This window comes from Tenacibaculum sp., assembly GCF_050290165.1.
Classification (GTDB): domain Bacteria; phylum Bacteroidota; class Bacteroidia; order Flavobacteriales; family Flavobacteriaceae; genus Polaribacter.
On sequence record NZ_JBNKHD010000001.1, the window covers coordinates 256,655 to 277,535 of the forward strand.

The following is a 20,881-nucleotide window of genomic DNA, read 5'->3' on the forward strand; positions in this document are numbered from 1 at the left end:
CGAATTTACAATTTTTCAATAAGGATTAAGTATCTTCGTAGCTTTAAAATTAAACATTCAATTCACAATGAATTCAGAGATAAGAAACCTAGAACCAAAAGCTATTTGGAAAAATTTTGCCGATTTAAATGCTGTTCCTCGTCCATCAAAAAAAGAAGAAAGAGTTATTCAATTTATGGTTGATTTTGGTAAAAAATTAAACCTTGAAACGATGGTTGATAAAGTAGGAAACGTGATTATTCGCAAACCTGCTTCTGCTGGAATGGAAGACCGTAAAACGGTAGTAATGCAAAGCCATTTAGATATGGTACACCAAAAAAATGCAGACACTGTTTTTGATTTTGATACAGAAGGAATTAAAATGTTTGTGGATGGTGATTGGGTAAAAGCTGATGGAACTACTTTAGGTGCCGATAACGGTTTAGGTGTCGCTGCTATTATGGGAATTTTAGAATCAACTGATATTCCACACCCTGCTATTGAAGCTTTATTCACAATTGATGAAGAAACGGGTATGACAGGTGCTATGGGACTTGAAGGTGGATTGTTAGAAGGTGAAATCTTATTAAACCTAGATACAGAAGAAGATGACGAAATAGGAATGGGATGTGCTGGTGGTGTAGATGTTACAGCTACAAGAAACTACAACGAAGAAGCTACTCCTGAAAACACCTTAGCCTATGAAATTTCTGTAACTGGTTTAAATGGAGGTCACTCAGGAATGGACATCATCAAAGGTTTAGGAAACGCCAACAAAATAATGAACCGTTTGTTATTTGATGGATTTACCAACTTTGGTTTACGTGTTGCTGAAATTAACGGAGGTAGTTTACGTAACGCTATTCCTCGTGAAAGCTTTTCTACCGTAGTAATCGACGCTATTTCTAAAGAGCCTTTCTTATTTGAAATTCATGAACTTATCAACAATATCAAAGCTGAGTTTTCAACATTAGAACCTAACCTTTCTATCGAATTGAAAGAAGTTGAAATTCCTGAAACCGTAATGGATTTGGGTGTTCAAGAAGGATTAATCAAGGCTGTTTACACGGCGTTAAACGGTGTATATCGCATGAGTCCTGACATTGAAGGATTGGTAGAAACCTCTAACAATATTGCTCGTATTATTGTAAAAGACGGTGCTATTAAAATCGGATGTTTAACACGTTCTTCTTCTGAAACCAATAAATGGGATTTAGCTAACTCGTTACGTTCTGCTTTCGAATTAGCAGGATTCGACGTAGAATTTTCTGGTGCTTACCCAGGGTGGTTACCTAATGTAAACTCTGAAATTTTAAAAACAGTAACAGGTTTATATGAAGAATTACACAACGAAAAACCTATTGTAGCTGCTTGTCATGCAGGATTAGAGTGTGGTATTTTAGGTCAAAACTATCCAAAAATGGATATGGTTTCTTTCGGACCTAATATTAAAGGAGCTCACTCTCCAGATGAACGTGCTCAAATATCGTCAACGCAAAAATTCTGGAAATTTTTATTAGAGATTTTAAAGAATACACCAGCAAAGAATTAAAATTTGCACATAAACTTTTAAACCACAACTTTTCAGTTGTGGTTTTTTGTTTACATTTATAAAATGAATTTTTTAGCGCATTTATACCTTTCAGGTAATAACACCAATATAATGATTGGTAATTTTATTGCCGATCATGTTAAGGGGAATAAGTTTTCTCATTATCATCAAGATATTCAAAAAGGCATTTTGTTGCATCGTGAAATCGACACCTATACGGATGCGCACGAAATTGTAAGAAAAAGCAAGCGTCGTTTACACGAACGATACAGACACTACGACGGAGTGATTATTGATATATTTTATGATCATTTTCTTGCTAAAAACTGGAAAAATTACTCGCAAATTCCATTAAACGTTTTTGCGGACTCAGTATACAAGTTACTTCAAGAAAACTATACTGACCTTCCAAAAAAAACACAAGAAATACTTCCGTTTATGGTGCAGTACAATTGGCTATATAATTACCAATTTGCTAAAGGTATTCAAGAAGTATTAAATGGTATGAACAGGCGTACTAATGGTAAATCTCACATGAATTTAGCTACGGAAGACTTACTAGAAAATTACCTAATTTTAGAAAACGATTTCACTTCTTTTTTTGAAGATTTATGCACTTTTTCAAATCAAAAAATATCAGAAATAAGCTAACCTATTATGAAAAAAAGACTACTATTACTTTCAGCTATCTCTATTTTATTTTTCAGTTGTAAAAAAGAAAAAACTATAGGTTTAATAACTGATAAAGCAATGGTAGTATCCGCTCGAGAAGAAGCTTCTAAAATTGGAGCTGATATATTACAAAAAGGCGGAAATGCATTTGACGCTATGGTCGCTACCGAACTAGCATTAGCAGTAGCCTATCCATACGCAGGAAATTTAGGAGGTGGCGGGTTCATGGTTTACCGTAAAAGCACAGGAGAAATTGGCGCGTTAGATTATCGCGAAAAGGCACCTCTAGCTGCCTATGAAGACATGTATTTAGATAGCTTAGGAAATGTAATTGAAAACAAAAGTACACTGGGTGCAATGGCAGTTGGAATTCCAGGTACAGTAGCAGGTGTTTTTGCAGCGCATAAAAAATTTGGCTCATTACCTATCCAAGAAATTTTAACCCCTGTAATAGCACTAGCCAACAAAGGAGTTATTGTTACCCAAAAACAAGAAAATCGCATAAAAGAATACCAACCTTACTTTTTAAAAGCAAATAAAGACTCCATCCTTTTTGACAAAAGCTGGAAAAAAGGTGACACCATTAAATATCCTGCCCTAGCCTCAACTTTAGAGCGTATTTCGCAAAATGGTCGTGATGAGTTTTACAAAGGAGAAACTGCTAAACGCTTGGTTGCTTTTTTGCAAGATAACGGGGGCATTATAACGGAAGAAGATTTAGCTAAATATGAAGCTAAATGGAGAACTCCAATTACATTTACTTACGATGACCTACGAATAATCTCTATGTCACCACCTGCAAGCGGAGGCATTTGTTTAGCTCAAATTATGAATGGAGTTGAACCTTTTGACTTAAATAAGTTTGGACACAATTCTACCAAAGCTATACAGGTAATTACAGAAGCGGAACGTAGAGCTTATGCTGATAGAAGTTTTTATTTAGGGGACCCTGATTTTGTAAAAATCCCTATTGAAACTCTTATTAGTAAAGAATACACAAAAGATCGTATGAACGATTTTTCATTTGAAAAATCAACTTCTTCAAAAGATGTTTCTCACGGTAACATTACCATGGTAGAAAGTGATGAAACAACTCATTACTCCATTATTGATCAATTCGGTAATGCAGTTTCTGTTACCACCACTATTAATGGTGCTTATGGTTCTAAATTATATTGCTCTGAATTAGGCTTCTTCTTAAATAATGAAATGGATGACTTTTCAAGCAAACCCGGTACACCTAACATGTTCGGTTTAGTAGGCGCTAAAGCTAATAAAATTGAACCCGAAAAACGCATGTTAAGCTCCATGACTCCTACTATTGTAGAGAAAAACGGTCAGTTATATATGGTTGTAGGAACCCCTGGTGGCTCAACCATCATCACTTCTGTGTTACAAACCATTTTAAATGTACATGAGTTTGACATGGGAATGCAAGAAGCTGTAAATCAACCACGCTTTCATCATCAATGGCTACCTGATGTAATTAAAATGGAACCTACTGGTTTTGATAAAAAAGTAAAAAATAAACTACGTCAACTTGGATATGAATTAGATGAAACCAACTCTCCTGTTATTGGTAAAGTAGATGCTATTTTAGTACTTCCTAATGGGAAACTAGAAGGTGGTGCCGATCCTAGAGGAGACGACACCGCAGTAGGATTTTAATAATTTATTGATACTGAAAAAACAAAAGGATAGTTAATTAACTATCCTTTTATATTTCTAACTACCATGTTAAAACATACTTGGTTTGATAGTTTTTACTTTGAGAATCATATCCGTAAACTCCCCAATGTTGCTCAAAAGCACCTGCTTCAATTAGCTTGGTATCCTCATCATACATTTCAAAAATAAAACAAGGTATTCTAACATCTGGTTTACGTGGTGTTCCTTTTCCACTTTTACAATGGTTAATTAAATTTTGATTAAACGTTTGTGCATTTATTCTTGTTGCCGCAGAGTAAGTAGTACTAGGTCCTGTAGGCCAACCTGCTTCACCAATCACAATCGGTAAGCTTCCATAACCATTATTTCCTAACGCTACATATAACGCATCATACATCGCATCAAAAATATTTTTATACGTGTAATTCCCATCATGAACCCAATGTTTTTTACCTGCAGTAAACAAACAATAGTCTAAAGGAACATTATTTGGCTGACTATTGTGAGCAAGGAATGGATACATATTAACCATAAATACTGAATTATCTGCGTCCAATATATTACAAACATCTATAATAATGTTTTTAAGACCATTATTAAAACATCCTGTTGAAGGAGGATATGAATTACCCATAATAGCATAGTTAAAGGGAACAGTTACTTTTGTTGTAAGGCCATTAGCTGCAATTGCTGCTTTAATGTTTGTTAAAGCATTAACAAGATATGGAGCATAGGCATTGTTCCACCAACCACCTAAAGGTTCGTTTCCAACACATATCATCGGAATAGTGGTTGAATAATCTGACAATACTTTTACAATGGTGTTTATAGTAGCTGCATCATTATTGGCACAAGCTTTTAAATCACCATTAGGTACATCAACTAAAACTTGTAATCCTTCTTTAGCAAAAGCATTGATACAATCTGCCTGATTGTACGTAAACATTTTAACTGTTTTAACCCTTGTTGCTTTTATTTGTGCTGCTGCCATTGTTGCACTTACTTGTTTTCCTACACTTTGGAAAGTATTACTAAAGTTAACACCTATGATTGAATTAAATATTGAATTGTTCATAATTGGTTCGTTTTCATAATATAGTTACAGTCATTAAAGTTATGATGCTATCAGTAACTATTTTTTTAAAACTTCCTTAAGCGTAAGTATAAAAGGTAAGGATGTGTGTTTAGATAAAAGATTTTAATTTTCAACATTGCTTCTAAATTATTATCGGTGTAAATAATCATCTTTTTTAATTTTATTAACTAATTTTGAGCAAAACAACTACTTCATTTTTGAAAATTTCTGAAACTCACACTGTAGAAAATATAATAGTTCCCATTCGATTACAAGAATATGCTGTTGGAATATTTAAAACTATCCCTACTAAATCTGGCATAAAAAAAGCGATTAAAAAAAGGCGTGTTCTTGTTGATGGTAGGATAGCTTCGACCGCTTTATACATTAAAGGAAATGAAACCATTGAATTACTTCAAGAAGAAGATTCTCCTCAAAAAAAACATTTTAAGTTTCCTATAGAAGTTCTTTTTGAAGATGATTATTTAGCTATTATTTATAAACCTGCTGGTATTTTAGTCAGTGGAAACTCTTTTGCTACGATTGACAATGCACTTTCCCAAAACTTACAAAAAAGCACCTTATCAAATGCTACTCGTCCACGTCCTGTACACCGGTTAGATTATCCTACAAGCGGATTGTTACTTATTGGAAAAACTACTGAAAGCATTACCACATTGAATAGAATGTTTGAACAAAAAGAGATTCAAAAAACTTATCATGCTATTTGTATTGGTAAAATGGAACGTAGTGGAGAAATTAATATTTCTATTGACGATAAAAACGCCTTCACTTTATTTGAAGTTATACAAACAACACCCTCTCCCCGATTTAATTTTTTTAATCTAGTCAAGTTAAATCCAAAAACAGGAAGAAAGCATCAATTGCGCAAACATTTATTCGCAATTGGAAATCCTATTTTAGGTGATCGAGAGTATTTTTTAGAGGGACTTATTTTAAACGGAAAAGGATTGTTTTTACATGCCTCTAGTCTATCTTTCACTCACCCATTTACCCTAGAAAAGGTAAACATTAAAAAAGAACTCCCTAAGAAATTCAAAAAAATATTCCCCTAATTTTAATTAAACCAATACTTGTATAAATATTAATACAAAACGGCTAATTAGAAATTTATATATATATCCATATATCTTCAGTAAAACTGCCTTTGTTTCTATTTTATTCTAAAGTAAATTAGATGTTTTTTATACATTTACCCAAATTATATTTGTTGCAATGAAAAAACTATTTTTACTATTCTTTTTATCATCTTTCTGCTTTTCTCAAACTGCTAAAGATCAATTTTATGATGAGTTTACAAACCCAGATCTCAACAATAAACTTTCAAATTACCTAAAAGAAAACCTTCATCAAGATTTATTAAAAGATATTACTTACCCAGAAAAAAGTAAAAAGATTATTTTGTCTTTTCAGATTAATAAAGAGAATATTCCTTATCTAATTGACATTAATTCTTTTCGTAATGAAGAATTAAGAAAATCATTAAAAAAACTTTTCAAAGAATACAATCTTAATAATTTTACAACCAAGTTTGATACAAGAAAAAAATATTCTCTTCAAATTATTACGAACAATGGAATAAGTAACATTGTAAATTGTAGTACAATTCCATTAGAAATTTCTTCTCCAAACTATAAATCTTGTGAAGATTTAGATTTTTACAGTGATACTAATTATTGTGTAAATAAAAACATCAGAAATCATTTTTATAATTCAATCAATTATAATTTAGCTGACAGCATACTTACCAAAGAGGAAAGAGTTACTTTAGATTTTAAAGTATTAATTGATAAAAATGGTAAACTAAAGGTAACAGAATTAAAAGCACCTGAAATTTTCAAAAAAAACATTACTAAAATTACCGAAAAATATGATACTGTTTTTACACCAAAAATGATAAATAATAAACCTACTAATTACTACTACCATATAAAACAAGTATTTGAAAAAGGAAAAAAACCAATATCTAACTTAGAATTAGATTATAATTTTGATAGTATATTCAAACCAAATTCAACAAATGAATTAGCAAACTATTTCAAAAAAAATCTGTCGCCAGAAGATATAAAAAAGGCGAACCTAAATAGAGTAAATGACAGACTAAAACTTTATTTCGAATTAGATGTTACAGGTAAACCTTTTAAAATCTCAACCAATTCTAGATCCGATTTATTAGAAAAAAAGATTATTAATATATTCAACAAATATGATCTTTCTAAATCTACTTTTAAAAATATACACCCTGTAAATAGATACTTTACTCCTATAATAAAATATGAAAATGGTATTAATAAAGTAGTTACTAATAGTATAATGGGGTATAGCAGAATTCCTGTTTTTCCTAACTGTAAGAACTCCTTAAATGCTACTATGGGAAAAAATTGTTATAACAGAACTATCACAGAATTCTTTGTTAAAAATTTTAATAGTAATTTATCACTCAGACTAGGACTTGCACCAGGAAAAAAAAGAATCCTTGTTAAGTTTAAAATTGATAAAGAAGGAAAAGTTACTGATGTAAGTTGTAAAGCTCCACATCCAAAACTAGAAGAAGAATCTATAAGAGTTATAAAAAAACTGACAAAAGCTTCTCCTGCAATGTTTGGTGACAAGCCATCAAAAGTAGGTTTTGCTTTACCTATAACTTTTAATGTTGAATAAGTATAATACTATATCTTTGCCCCATGCGAATAGATATTATTACGGTTGAACCCGATTTATTACGAAGTCCTTTTGAAAATTCAATGATGAAAAGGGCTATTGAAAAGAATTTAGCTGAAGTACACTTACACAATTTACGTGAATACGGGTTTGGAAATTATCGTCAAGTTGATGATTACCAATTTGGAGGAGGTGCTGGTATGGTATTAATGATTGAACCCATTGCTAAATGTATTGACAAACTTCTATCTGAAAGAAGCTATGATGAAATTATTTATATGACTCCAGATGCTAAAACCTTAAATCAGGCTACAGCTAATATGTTATCGTTGAAAGAAAACATCATTATTTTGACTGGCCATTATAAAGGAGTAGACCAACGTGTTCGTGATAAATATGTTACCAAAGAAATTTCTATTGGTGATTACGTACTTACAGGAGGAGAGTTAGCAGCAGCAGTTTTATGTGATGCAGTAATCCGATTAATTCCTGGAGTTTTAGGTGATGAAACTTCTGCCTTAACAGATAGCTTTCAAGATAATTTATTGTCTCCACCAGTATATACAAGACCTTCGGAATATGAAGGAATGAAAGTACCTGATGTATTATTATCTGGTAATTTCCCTAAAATTGAAGAATGGCGATCAGAACAAGCCTATAACCGCACCAAAGAAATACGACCAGATTTATTAGACTAACTAATAGTCAGCGATTTATTTATTTTTTTTATCAAAATAAAAATCCTAAATTTGCAGCCACAAAACCAACCTCTGACGAAAAAATCGTGTATGTTGCTTTTACACAACCATAAATAATTATAGAAATGGATTTAGTAAAATTTGTTCAAGACGAATTTGTAACAAAAAACGAATTACCAGAATTCGCAGCTGGAGACACTATTACAGTGTACTACGAAATTAGAGAAGGAGATAAAGTTCGTACTCAGTTCTTTAGAGGAGTTGTTATCCAAAAGAGAGGTACTGGAGCTTCTGAAACATTTACTATCAGAAAAATGTCTGGTACTGTAGGTGTTGAACGTATCTTCCCAATTAACTTACCATCTATTCAAAAGATTGAAATTAACAAAAGAGGTAAAGTACGTAGAGCTCGTATTTTCTACTTTAGAGGTCTTACTGGTAAGAAAGCAAGAATTAAAGAAAGAAGACACTAAGATTTTCTTTCTCCTAAAAGTAAAAGCACTGTGTAAACACAGTGCTTTTTTTTATTCACATTTGTTGATAACCCTTTTTTTGAAGCAGTTAACAACTAACTACTTATAAATCAACAAAAAACAAAAATATTCCTTATATTTGGTAAAGAGTTTACATATACGTGACGTCAGAAAATAGTTGAACTATATTAATCACTCAAAGTAAACCACTTAAAGTAACGTTCTTTATATATTTTTTGTTTTTAAACATTTAAAGTTAAACCCAATCATCGAAATTTTTGATTAATTGTAAGTTATTAATAATTTGTAATTTTTAGTTATAAGTTTGTAAGTATTATTGGTTTTGGTTTAACTTAACTAACCTGTTTAAAAACACGAAGCATTCATTTTATAGATAAAATGTGTATAAAGTGATGTTTCTTTTGAGATAGTAATGTAGTTTTTTCTAAGGAAGAAACATAAACACTGTTTTATTTGATGATGTAGCAATACAAGTCAGTGCCCTTACTATTTCAAGAAAGCCATGTCAATTACAAGAATATTGTTTGATATGGCTTTTGTTTTTAATAACAAAATCTTCATTTTCTTTGTTTTTATTATCATTTTCACAATAAAACACCTTAATTAATAACAATTTACCATCAAAAAACTCATCCGTAATTCTTAAATTTGCGTCACTTCAAAATATAATTTAATTTTTACTTACAATATGAATAAGACTGCAAAAATTATGTACACAAAAACGGATGAAGCTCCAGCATTGGCTACACGTTCGTTTTTACCTATCGTAAAAGCATTTACAAAATCATCAAACATAGAAATTGAAACCAAAGATATTTCTCTTGCTGGTCGTATTCTTGCTAATTTTTCTGATTTTTTAACTGAAGAACAACAAGTTGAAGATGCTTTGGCATTTTTAGGTGATTTAGCTAAAAAACCAGAGGCTAACATCATTAAGCTTCCTAATATCTCAGCATCTGTACCTCAATTAAAAGCAGCTGTTAAAGAATTACAAGCTTTGGGATATGCTTTACCTGATTACCCAGAAGAAGCTACTACCGATGAAGAAAAAGCTATTTTAGCACGTTATAACAAAGTAAAAGGTTCTGCAGTAAATCCTGTTTTACGTGAAGGTAACTCTGACCGTAGAGCTCCAAAAGCTGTAAAAAATTACGCAAAAAAGAATCCTCACTCAATGGGTGCTTGGAGTTCAGACTCTAAAACTCATGTTTCAACAATGACTGAAGGAGATTTTGCGCACAGTGAAAAATCAGTTACTGTACCAAATGCTACAGATGTGCAAATTGTACATACAGATGCTAACGGAAATAAAACCGTTTTAAAAGAAAAAGTGTCTTTATTAGCTGAGGAAGTAATCGACGCTTCTATAATGAGTAAAAAAGCATTACTAGCCTTCTTAGAAGAGCAAGTTAAAGATGCCAAAGATAAAGGTGTATTATTTTCTTTACACATGAAAGCTACCATGATGAAGGTATCTGACCCTATCATTTTTGGACATGCTGTTCGTGTTTTCTTTAAAGATTTATTTGCAAAACACAGCGAAACTTTCAAAGAAATTGGTGTAGATGTAAATAATGGCTTTGGTAACTTAGTAAGTAATCTTGAAGAATTATCTGCTGATAAAAAAGCGGAAATTTTAGCTGATATCGAAGCTATTTATGCTAGTAATCCTGATTTAGCAATGGTAAATTCTGATAAAGGAATTACCAATTTGCACGTTCCTTCAGACGTAATTATTGATGCTTCAATGCCTGCAATGATTCGTACTTCAGGGCAAATGTGGAATAAAGAAGGAAAACAACAAGATACTAAAGCGGTGATTCCTGATAGTTCGTATGCTGGATTATATCAAGAAACTATCGATTTTTGCATCAAAAATGGTGCTTTTGATCCAACTACAATGGGAACCGTTCCTAACGTAGGGTTAATGGCTCAAAAAGCCGAAGAATATGGTTCTCATGATAAAACTTTTGAAATCGCTACTGATGGAAAAGTTGAAGTTATTGATGCTAACGGAACAACTTTATTAGAACACACTGTTGAAGCAGGTGATATCTGGAGAATGTGTCAAACAAAAGATGCACCTATCCAAGATTGGGTTAAGCTAGCTGTTACACGTGCTAGAGCTACTGGAACTCCTGCTGTTTTCTGGTTAGGAAAAGAAAGAGCACATGATACTGAAATCATCAAAAAAGTAGAAAAATACCTACAAGATCACGATACTACAGGTTTAGAAATTAAAATCTTATCGCAAGTAGAAGCTACTAAATATACTTTAGAAAGAGTTAAAGAAGGAAAAGATACCATTTCTGTTACTGGAAACGTATTACGTGATTATTTAACTGACTTGTTCCCTATTTTAGAATTAGGAACTTCTGCAAAAATGTTATCTATTGTACCATTAATGAATGGTGGAGGATTATTTGAAACTGGTGCAGGAGGATCTGCTCCAAAGCATGTTGAACAATTAGTAGAAGAAAATCATTTACGTTGGGATTCTCTTGGGGAATTTTTAGCTTTAGCTGTCTCTTTAGAGCACTTAAGTGAAACGAATGACAATAACAAAGCAAAAATATTAGCAGAAACCTTAGATGATGCTACAAGCAAATTGTTAGACAACAAAAAAGGGCCATCAAGAAAAACAGGTGAACTAGATAACAGAGGTTCTCACTTTTATTTAGCCATGTACTGGGCTGAAGCCTTAGCTACTCAAGATAAAGATGCAGAATTAAAAACTCATTTTGCTCCAATAGCTGAAAAAATGGCTGCTAACGAAGCTACTATTGTAAATGAGTTAAATACAGTTCAAGGAAAAGCTGTAAACATAGGTGGATACTACGAACCTAATGAAGACTTAGCCAACGGTGTGATGCGACCAAGTAAAACTCTTAACGATATTTTACAAAGCATTTAATCAAAATAAGTTTTATAAAATAAAAAGCAGGTGACCTTTCTCACCTGCTTTTTTTCGTTTAAAATAAACCAAACAAATTATTATAGCAATATTACCCCTAATATATTCTATAACCCCCATTAACTTTGTTTAGTTATAAGTAAGACACATAAAAATTATAATCGTCACATTTCAGTTTCTTAAAATTTATAATTAGTAAATTTGAAACATGAAGTTTACCAAAACAACTGAACAAGATTCTATGTACAATAATTTAGAAAAAATGAGTATTTCTGAATTATTATCAAACATTAATAAAGAAGATCAAACAGTTCCTTTAGCTATTGAAAAGTCGTTACCTCAAATTGAAAAACTTACACAACAAATTGTATTAAAGCTAAAAGAAGGTGGCCGATTATTTTATATTGGAGCTGGAACTAGTGGACGATTAGGAATTGTTGATGCCAGTGAGTGCCCTCCTACCTTTGGAGTACCTTATGAATTGGTTGTTGGACTCATTGCTGGAGGAGATTCTGCAATAAGAAAAGCAGTTGAGTTTGCTGAAGATTCTATTACACAAGGTTGGAATGACTTACAAGAACATAAAATATCATCAAAAGATGTGGTAGTAGGTATTGCCGCATCAGGTACCACTCCTTATGTTATTTCTGCTTTAGAAAATTGCAACAAAAACAACATTGTTACTGGCTGCATAACCTGTAATCAAGGAAGTCCTTTAGCGTTAACTGCTCAATTTCCTATTGAAGTAATTGTGGGACCTGAGTTTGTTACTGGTAGCTCTCGTATGAAAGCAGGTACCGCTCAAAAACTGGTGTTAAATATGCTATCAACAGCCACCATGATTCAATTAGGAAAAGTAAAAGGTAATAAAATGGTAGACATGCAGCTATCTAATAATAAACTGGTAGATAGAGGTGAAAAAATGTTAGTTACTGAATTAAATATCGACCAAAAAACAGCAGCTGAATTATTAAAAAAGTATGGAAGTGTGCGAGAAGCAATTAAAAACTATACCAATGAATAAACCTGCTACTTTTGAGTCTGGAGTAAAAAAATTACTAATCTTTCTTGGGTTACTTATCGTTTCTCCTATCGTTTTAAGCTTAGGATTTAAAGCGCTACGTGTTTTTAAAGAAGCTCCAAAAATATTCATCGCTTACGGTTTATTGGTCGTTGGTGGTTTTTTACTTGTATTTGCAGTATATTACGGGTTCAAAACCTTTAAAACGATACTGGATTCCCTTTTTAACCAATAATTTTGAAAAAGAGTAATTCCATAGAAAAATTAACCAATTGGGAGCATTGGCCTTCGGCGATGTTTTATGTTCCTAATCTTCCCTATGCTCTTTATCTTGCTTTAAGAGCAAAGCATTTTGCTTTTTTTAGCGCTACAAATCCTTGTATAAAAAGTTCAGGAAATGGGACAGAAAGCAAATACGAAACCATTTTATTAGTTCCAGAAAAACACAGACCTAAATCTGTTTTAGTAGTTCCAAATACGAATTTTGATTTGGTACTCAAAAACCTCCAAAAACAACACATAAGTTTTCCATTAATAGCAAAGCCCGATGTTGGATTTAGAGGACTTTTAGTAAAAAAAATAGCTACTGAACCTGAACTAAAAAACTACCTTGATAAATACCCTATCAACATTATCATTCAAGAATTTTTAGACTATGAAAACGAGTGTGGTGTTTTTTATCACAGAAATCCAAAAAAAAATACTGGTCATATTACCTCATTAACTCTAAAACGCTTTTTATCAGTTACAGGAGATGGAAACTCTACGTTAAGAGAGCTTATTTTAGCTGATGATAGAGCTAAGTTATATATTGATTTATTTACTGAAATTCATCAAGAAAAACTAACCTCGGTTCCTACTAAAAATGAAATTATAAAGCTTACGGCTATTGGTAATCACTCGAAAGGAACACAGTTTATTAACGGAAACCATTTAATCAGTAAAAAATTAACCGATACGTTTGACGAATTAAGCAAATCGATTCCTGGTTGGTACTACGGAAGAGTCGATTTAAAATACAACTCTTTTGAAGAATTAGAAAATGGAACTGATTTCAAAGTACTTGAAATTAATGGAATTATTGCTGAACCTACACATATTTACGACGCTGAAAACTACACCTATCTCAAAGCCCTAAAAGCTATTAGAACTCATTGGAAATCTCTTTTTAATATTGCAACTACAAATCATGTAGCATTCAACATGCCCTACAAGAGCTCTATTAGTTTTCTGAATGAAATTATAGCTTTAAAACAGTACACAAGAAAAATTAAAAAATTATCTGAATAATTTTTTAGTTTCATTCTTCGATTTTTTCATTATCTTTCACTAAGCACAAAAAACTATAAATAAGCAACTTAGCATTACTTATTTTTTCAAATGCTATACAGTGAAAAATAAGATATTTTACTTTTTTATTTTTTTTCTCATAATTCCTCCAACTTTTGCTCAAGTAAAAATTGGCAACAATCCTGCTTCAATACATTCAAGCTCAATATTAGAACTAGAAAGTTCAGACAAGGTATTAGTTATTAGTAAAATGACAACTACTCAAATGAATGCTACCCAACCTTTACGGGGTGCCTTGGTATTTAACACTGAAGAAAACTGTGTTTTTATATACGATGGAACATCTTGGAGAAATTTATGTGATCTAGGAGCAGGCATTAATGTTACAACTTCAACTACAGCTCCCACCAATAATAAAATGGGAGATTTTTGGATTAATAAATCTTATGACAGTTCCGCCTATATTTGGGATGGTACTAGTTGGGATTCAATGGATAACAATCCCAGACGAGGCAATGGAATTCCAAACAATACTACTGCTCCTAATCCCATAGCAGGTGATGTGTATGTTGATAATAATTCAGGGATGATTTATGCTTATGATGGTTCTACTTGGATTACCTCCAACTCTCCCCTTTCAGCTAATAATGGACTATTAATAAACTCCAGTAATACTATTCAATTAGGAGGTGTACTAATACAGCCAACCATTATTGAAACTAATAATATAAACACCATAACTATTAATGGATTACAGAACGGAAATACTACTACAGATGATATTGTTACCATAAATAAAACAACAGGAGTTTTAAAAAAAACATCAGCATCCAACATATTAAGAGAAAACGTAATTAAAATAATAGCTAACGATGGTCAAGTAACATTTACTGGACTAACACTATATACAACAGATAAAATAAATGTATACAGAAACGGTGTACGTATTGATTTTACTTTAATTAATTCGACCACCATAGAAATTGAACCCAGTGCTATTTGCTACGCGGGTGATGAAATAAGAATCGTGCAACTATATTAACTAAACAACCCATAAAACTTAATAACCTAATCAATAACCAAACTATGAAAACAATTACAAACAAATTAAAAATAGCATTAGCTATAATAGCTTTCTTGGCTATAGGTTCCATTAGTGCACAGACAACTACTGGAGATATTACTAAACAAACAAATGCTACTTTAAATTCAACCAACACAGCCGTAAGGGTAGTAGACAACAAAGGAACCATTAAATACTTACAAGTAGCTAACGGTTTGACATCATTCACCAATACCACTCCTGCCGGAGGTGTTGTTACTACTTGGCAATTAGGAGGAACATTAACAAGTAACACATATATTGCTGCAGGTTCTGGAACTGAATTTGTTTTGGACGATTTGGAACTGGTAACTGATATAGCCAATGCTTCTACTAATGCTACCGACCGCTCAACTCATGGTACAGGAACTGGTTTTACCGTATTAATTAGAGATGAAGCAAGTGGAGCCACACAAAAAATGTTACTTGCTGATTTATTACAAGTTAATGGTATTAGAGTAGAATACACTCAAAGCACATTAGGTGGAGGAACTCCTGATGGATCGGGAAATGCTACTACTGATGTAGCTATTACTGTTACTGGTTTACCTACATTAACTTCTGGTACTACAGCTGCCAAATTATTTGTTTACAGAAACGGGGTTAAACTACGATTTGGTACCGACTTCTCTGTAACAGCTAATACCGTTACAATAACATATGACGCTACTGATTTACCAATGTACAATGGAGATGTAGTAGAAATCCAATACATTAAATAACATCAATGCTAAAAAGCTTTAACACACAAAACATATATACCATAATCTCTTGGGTGTTGATAATATTCTCTATCAATACCAATGCCCAAGAAGTTAAAGTGGTTGACAATAAAGGAACCATTCAATCTGTCAACAATAATACCGTTACAACAGCTTCAACAGCTCCAACAAGCCCAGTTGAAGGTGATGTTTGGTTTGATACTACAACTAATATTGCTAGTGTTTGGAATGGTACGATATGGAAAACTATTATAACTCATAGTATTGGCGATATTAAACACAGTATACAAACCACTAACCATGATGGTTGGTATAAACTAGATGGTACCGCAATATCATCATTACCTAGTGTTGCACAAACTAATGCTGCTACTTTGGGTTTATCTGGAAATTTGCCTGATGCTACCGATAGAGTATTAAAATATTCTAATGGCTCTGAAGCTATTTTAGACACAGGCGGTCAAGCTACAACAACGCTATCACAGGCAAATTTACCTAATGTGAATTTTACAGGAAGTACATCTACCGACGGTAACCACACCCATAATGTTGATGTTAATACAGATAATTTCAGTCTATTAGCATTAGGTGGTGATGGATATACCCCTGGTTCCTCAACACAAATACCAACTTCTGCATCTGGAGACCATAGCCACACTGTTAGCGTAACAAGTGGTGGTAGTGATCAAGCTTTTGATCGTTATCAGCCTTTTTTAGTTGTAACCATTTTTATTTACTTGGGAGAATAACTATGAAAAAACTGGTTTTTTGCATATTATATTCACTATCGTTAACAGCACAAAATGCCATATACAATTCTGGTAATATGCAATTGCATACTGGAGCACAAGTTGGATTTCACACCAATATGATAAATGACGGTACTTTAGACAATAACACTGGTTTTGTTGGTTTTTACGCTGATAATGAAATCAGAATTATTTCAGGAACGAACAATATTACATTTTTTGATGTAGAAATTGATGCTTTACAAAATCTTGAATTATATACCTCGCTAGGTATACGTAATCAATTAAACTTTATCAATGGGCTGATAATTACTCCAAAAGACAACACCAATATCTCCCTCAATTTTATCGATTATGATTACTATGCTGGTGAAGACAATGCACATCATGTAAATGGGTATACATCTGTAATACAGAAAAGTAAAAACATTAACTTTACATTTCCTGTAGGTGATGGTATTTTTCTTCGCCCTATTACCATCCCTAACAATAATGATAATGCTTATTTTAAAGGTGCTTATTTTTACGAAAACCCTAATTCTCCAGGTGCTTTTGCTGCAAATTTTTCAACAAATCAAAAGCAAATAATTATAGAAAACATCAGTAGTACCGAGTTTTGGGATTTAGACGGAAACATCGAGACTAGAGTTACCTTAACATGGAATTCTCGCAGTAATATAGCTACTATTGCTTCTAACATTTCACAACTTACAGTAGTTGGCTGGAGTATATCAGAAAATCAATGGGTTAATTTAAATACTTTAAATCATACAGGAGATTTAACCAATGGAACTGTTACCTCTGCTATGTTTGTTCCAAATGATTATGAAATAATAACTATTGGTTCTTTATTAGGCAATGAAGTAGAAACTAATAATAACATTTTGATTTCTCCTAACGGAGATAATCTAAATGATCTTTTGGTTTTTAATGAAGTAAATGAATACCCATATAACAAACTGAGCATATATAATCGTTGGGGAAATATTGTTTATCAAACAAAAAACTATCAAAATAATTGGGATGGAATCTCTAACGGTAGGACAATCTTTGACAAAGGAGAAAAACTCCCTTCTGCAACTTATTTCTATACTTTAGAACTAGGCAATACTCCCAATAAATATTCTGAACTTAAAAAGGGATGGGTATATATTAATCGATAACTAGTTTCTTAGGAGTAGTAGGATTGTATCCAAAATCTGCATCTGGTAACTCTATTCCTAATTGATTTATGATAAATCCGATACTAGCAAAATGGTGTATTGCATGGCTGTGTGCTTGTATCAAAGCTGCCCCTAAAGTGTAATTAGCAGTTACCTTACCTGTACCTAGATCGTCTGTAACTGCTATCAGAGTATCAAAATCTGTTGATTTTAAAGCTTTCAACTGAATCAAAACATCATCAAAATATGCAATTCCAGCCGTAGTTTGTTCTTCAGCCAACCTATTCCTTTCTCTATCAGAAAAATCAACAATCCTTGTATCAAGTCCATTAAAAATACATGCAAAAACATCTAACACGTGGCGCATATTGGCACCTATACTTGAATAATATGGGGGGATAGACGTATCACTATACTGTGAATCATTAATGCTTTTTAGTAATTTAATTCCTCTTTGTAAGTTTTTCTCTATAGCTTCTATCATTTGTAGTTAAATGTTTTCAAGTATGTCGTATAAATATAGAACTTTTTACGAGTAGAAGTAAAATATTTTTTCAAACAATTATAAAACTTTAATTACCAAACACATACACAAAACCAACATAGATAAAAAAGCTTGTTTAAACAATTATTTTTTTTTTGGCACGTTCTTTGAAAATTAAACAACAAATGCGGAAGCCGAAAAGCATATAGAGTAAGCATAACCCTAAAATTAGCAATTATGAGAACAGGGATACTATTATTATTAGCAATGATGTCGTTAACTACAATAAACGCGAACAACATTGAAAAATCAACTAGCAAAATTGGGGTTACAAACCGTTATAATGATGCGGTTACCTTTGTTGAAAGAGGTATTCAATTTCATGTATTTTTAAACGGAGACTTTGATTTCAATACACATTACGACAGATACTCAGATTATGGGGTACGTATTGATAGAGACAGAAGAGGACGTATTAGAAGTGTAGGAAGTGTGTACATAAACTACGACTCAAGAGGTAATGTAAGACGAATTGGTAGTGTATTTATTAAGTACAAATTCGGTCAGTTATTTAAAGTAGGTAACCTACATATTAGCTACGACAGATGGGGTAATCCAAGGTATAGAGGTTTTGTAAAACCTGGGCATCACAATCACCATGATGATGACCATTACTACTATGATGAAGATTACTACGATGATGGAGTTGATGTAAATATTGATATCAATATAGGTGCTATCTTTGATTACAATGATGTTTACTTTTACAGAAAAGATTTTACAAGAAACTATCGTCAGTTTAGAGAAGATAATGACTTCTATTACTACAAAGCTTTACCAAATGCTAGAATTGGTAAGAAGAGTAAGATTATAAAAAGACGTAAAGACAAACATTACAAAAACAAATATTATAAAAAAGGTAAACCTGAACATGCAGGGAAATCAAGAAGAAATTCATAAGTAAAATAAAAAAACTCATCAAATATTTGATGAGTTTTTTTTATTAATAATTTCGATAATATTTACTTCGCAACATTTACCGCTCTTGTTTCACGAATTACAGTAACCTTTACTTGTCCTGGATACGTCATATCATTTTGAATTTTTTGTGAAATATTAAATGATAATTCAGCTGCCTTAGTATCATTTACTTTAGCACTTTCTACCAATACTCTTAACTCACGTCCAGCCTGAATAGCGTAGGCCTTTTGTACTCCGTTAAATCCAAAAGCGATATCTTCTAAATCTTTTAAACGTTGAATATAAGAATCCAATACTTGACGACGAGCTCCTGGTCTTGCTCCCGAAATCGCATCACAAACCTGTACTATTGGTGCTATTAAGCTCTTCATTTCAATTTCGTCGTGGTGTGCTCCAATAGCATTACATACATCGGCTTTTTCACCATATTTTTCTGCCCATTGCATTCCTAGTAATGCGTGTGGTAATTCACTTTCAGTTTCTGGTACTTTACCTATATCATGTAATAAACCAGCTCGTTTAGCAGCTTTAGCGTTTAATCCCATTTCAGCAGCCATAATACCACATAAATTAGCTACTTCACGTGAGTGCTGTAATAAGTTTTGTCCATAAGAAGAACGATACTTCATACGTCCTACAGTTTTAATTAATTCAGGATGTAAACCATGAATTCCTAAATCGATTACCGTACGCTTACCTACTTCAATAATTTCTTGTGTAATCTGTTTCTCTGTTTTCTTTACAACTTCTTCAATTCTCGCAGGGTGAATTCTACCATCAGTTACCAGTTTATGCATTGATAAACGTGCTATCTCTCTACGAACAGGATCAAAACACGACAAAATAATAGCTTCTGGAGTATCATCTACGATGATTTCAACACCTGTAGCAGCCTCTAATGCACGAATATTTCGCCCTTCTCGCCCAATAATTCTACCTTTTACATCATCAGATTCCAAATTGAATACAGAGACACAGTTTTCCACAGCCTGTTCAACTCCTACACGTTGAATAGTGTTTAAAACTACCTTACGTGCCTCCTGTTGTGCTGTCATCTTTGCTTCTTCAACAGTATCTTGAATAAAAGACATAGCATCAGCTTTTGCTTCATCCTTTAACGATGCCACTAATTCTGTTTTTGCCTCATCTGCAGAAAGTCCCGAAATTTGCTCTAGCATGTCTACATGACGCTTGTGCATCTTATCTATTTCCGACTCTCTTTTTTCTAAAAATTCTAGCTTATAATCAAAATCAGCTTCTTTTTTCTCTAATTCTTTATTAAGCTTTTTAGTTTTATCTAACTCAGATGAAACTTGACTCTCTTTATCTCTAATCCTCTTTTCTACATCTGAAACTTTTTTCTCTCTAGATAAAATTACCTTCTCATGTTCTGACTTCAGCTCTATAAACTTTTCTTTGGCTTGTAAAATTTTATCTTTTTTAATAGCCTCTGCTTCAACTTTCGCTTCCTTTATAATGCTATTAGCCTCCTTTTTAGTTTCTTGTATTAACTTATTTGCATTAGATTTTTCTAACATTTTAGCAATAAAAAAACCTATTGCAACCCCTATAATTCCTGCTAATACAGGAAATAATATTCCTTCCATAATTTTGATTTGATTGTATAAAAAAAGC

At 32.5% G+C, this 20,881-nt stretch carries 19 protein-coding genes; 16 read left to right on the forward strand and 3 right to left on the reverse strand.

Annotated features, from left to right (window positions below):
- The first annotated feature begins 67 nt into the window (after nt 1-67).
- From ACQY6M_RS01095 to ggt, 3 genes are all read left to right on the forward strand, one after another.
- Nucleotides 68-1,531, forward strand: a complete 1,464-nt coding sequence (locus ACQY6M_RS01095) for an aminoacyl-histidine dipeptidase (RefSeq protein WP_428742851.1) — start codon at nt 68-70, stop codon at nt 1,529-1,531.
- Nucleotides 1,532-1,594: 63 nt separating this feature from the next.
- Nucleotides 1,595-2,182, forward strand: coding sequence for an ACP phosphodiesterase (locus ACQY6M_RS01100; protein ID WP_428742852.1), 588 nt, complete (start codon nt 1,595-1,597; stop codon nt 2,180-2,182).
- Nucleotides 2,183-2,188: 6 nt separating this feature from the next.
- Nucleotides 2,189-3,871, forward strand: a complete 1,683-nt coding sequence (ggt, locus tag ACQY6M_RS01105; RefSeq protein WP_428742853.1) for a gamma-glutamyltransferase — start codon at nt 2,189-2,191, stop codon at nt 3,869-3,871.
- A gap of 61 nt (nt 3,872-3,932) precedes the next feature.
- Here ggt and ACQY6M_RS01110 read toward each other — a convergent pair whose 3' ends face one another.
- Nucleotides 3,933-4,946, reverse strand: a complete 1,014-nt coding sequence (locus ACQY6M_RS01110) for a glycosyl hydrolase family 17 protein (protein WP_428742854.1) — start codon at nt 4,944-4,946, stop codon at nt 3,933-3,935.
- Between the two features lie 218 nt (nt 4,947-5,164).
- On the opposite strand from ACQY6M_RS01110, the gene ACQY6M_RS01115 reads away from it, so the two are divergent.
- The 12 genes from ACQY6M_RS01115 to ACQY6M_RS01170 all read left to right on the forward strand — a co-directional run bounded on the left by ACQY6M_RS01115 (nt 5,165) and on the right by ACQY6M_RS01170 (nt 17,781).
- A complete protein-coding gene (locus tag ACQY6M_RS01115; protein ID WP_428742855.1) occupies nt 5,165-6,022 on the forward strand; it encodes an RluA family pseudouridine synthase in 858 nt (285 codons plus the stop codon).
- Between the two features lie 160 nt (nt 6,023-6,182).
- Nucleotides 6,183-7,628 (forward strand): energy transducer TonB, encoded by a 1,446-nt coding sequence (locus tag ACQY6M_RS01120; protein ID WP_428742856.1) that lies wholly within the window; start codon nt 6,183-6,185, stop codon nt 7,626-7,628.
- A gap of 23 nt (nt 7,629-7,651) precedes the next feature.
- Nucleotides 7,652-8,326, forward strand: a complete 675-nt coding sequence (trmD, locus tag ACQY6M_RS01125; RefSeq protein ID WP_428742857.1) for a tRNA (guanosine(37)-N1)-methyltransferase TrmD — start codon at nt 7,652-7,654, stop codon at nt 8,324-8,326.
- A 125-nt stretch (nt 8,327-8,451) separates the two neighbouring features.
- Nucleotides 8,452-8,799, forward strand: a complete 348-nt coding sequence (rplS, locus tag ACQY6M_RS01130) for a 50S ribosomal protein L19 (RefSeq protein WP_428742858.1) — start codon at nt 8,452-8,454, stop codon at nt 8,797-8,799.
- A gap of 709 nt (nt 8,800-9,508) precedes the next feature.
- Nucleotides 9,509-11,734, forward strand: a complete 2,226-nt coding sequence (locus tag ACQY6M_RS01135) for an NADP-dependent isocitrate dehydrogenase (RefSeq protein WP_428742859.1) — start codon at nt 9,509-9,511, stop codon at nt 11,732-11,734.
- 208 nt (nt 11,735-11,942) lie between these two features.
- Nucleotides 11,943-12,758: an N-acetylmuramic acid 6-phosphate etherase gene (gene murQ, locus ACQY6M_RS01140; RefSeq protein ID WP_428742860.1), complete on the forward strand. Its 816-nt coding sequence runs from the start codon at nt 11,943-11,945 to the stop codon at nt 12,756-12,758.
- Nucleotides 12,751-12,990, forward strand: a complete 240-nt coding sequence (locus tag ACQY6M_RS01145) for a DUF6095 family protein (RefSeq protein ID WP_428742861.1) — start codon at nt 12,751-12,753, stop codon at nt 12,988-12,990. The genes murQ and ACQY6M_RS01145 overlap by 8 nt, the downstream gene beginning before the upstream one ends.
- A 2-nt stretch (nt 12,991-12,992) precedes the next feature.
- A complete protein-coding gene (locus tag ACQY6M_RS01150) occupies nt 12,993-14,045 on the forward strand; it encodes a D-alanine--D-alanine ligase (RefSeq protein WP_428742862.1) in 1,053 nt (350 codons plus the stop codon).
- 100 nt (nt 14,046-14,145) lie between these two features.
- Entirely contained in the window at nt 14,146-15,087 is a 942-nt protein-coding gene (locus ACQY6M_RS01155) for a hypothetical protein (protein ID WP_428742863.1), read from the forward strand.
- A gap of 44 nt (nt 15,088-15,131) precedes the next feature.
- Complete coding sequence (locus ACQY6M_RS01160; protein ID WP_428742864.1) at nt 15,132-15,869, forward strand: hypothetical protein; 738 nt, start codon at nt 15,132-15,134, stop codon at nt 15,867-15,869.
- A gap of 5 nt (nt 15,870-15,874) precedes the next feature.
- Nucleotides 15,875-16,618, forward strand: a complete 744-nt coding sequence (locus ACQY6M_RS01165; RefSeq protein ID WP_428742865.1) for a hypothetical protein — start codon at nt 15,875-15,877, stop codon at nt 16,616-16,618.
- A 2-nt stretch (nt 16,619-16,620) separates the two neighbouring features.
- Nucleotides 16,621-17,781 (forward strand): gliding motility-associated C-terminal domain-containing protein, encoded by a 1,161-nt coding sequence (locus tag ACQY6M_RS01170; RefSeq protein WP_428742866.1) that lies wholly within the window; start codon nt 16,621-16,623, stop codon nt 17,779-17,781.
- Here the strand turns inward: ACQY6M_RS01170 and ACQY6M_RS01175 are convergent.
- A complete protein-coding gene (locus ACQY6M_RS01175) occupies nt 17,771-18,265 on the reverse strand; it encodes a DinB family protein (RefSeq protein ID WP_428742867.1) in 495 nt (164 codons plus the stop codon). The genes ACQY6M_RS01170 and ACQY6M_RS01175 overlap by 11 nt on opposite strands.
- A 237-nt stretch (nt 18,266-18,502) precedes the next feature.
- Between ACQY6M_RS01175 and ACQY6M_RS01180 the strand changes: the two genes are divergently transcribed.
- On the forward strand, nt 18,503-19,225 hold the full coding sequence (locus tag ACQY6M_RS01180; protein ID WP_428742868.1) for a hypothetical protein: 723 nt from the start codon (nt 18,503-18,505) through the stop codon (nt 19,223-19,225).
- A gap of 62 nt (nt 19,226-19,287) precedes the next feature.
- Here the strand turns inward: ACQY6M_RS01180 and rny are convergent, their stop codons facing one another.
- The gene (rny, locus tag ACQY6M_RS01185; protein WP_428742869.1) at nt 19,288-20,853 is read right to left on the reverse strand and encodes a ribonuclease Y; all 1,566 of its coding nucleotides are present in this window, start codon (nt 20,851-20,853) and stop codon (nt 19,288-19,290) included.
- Nucleotides 20,854-20,881: the final 28 nt, after the last annotated feature.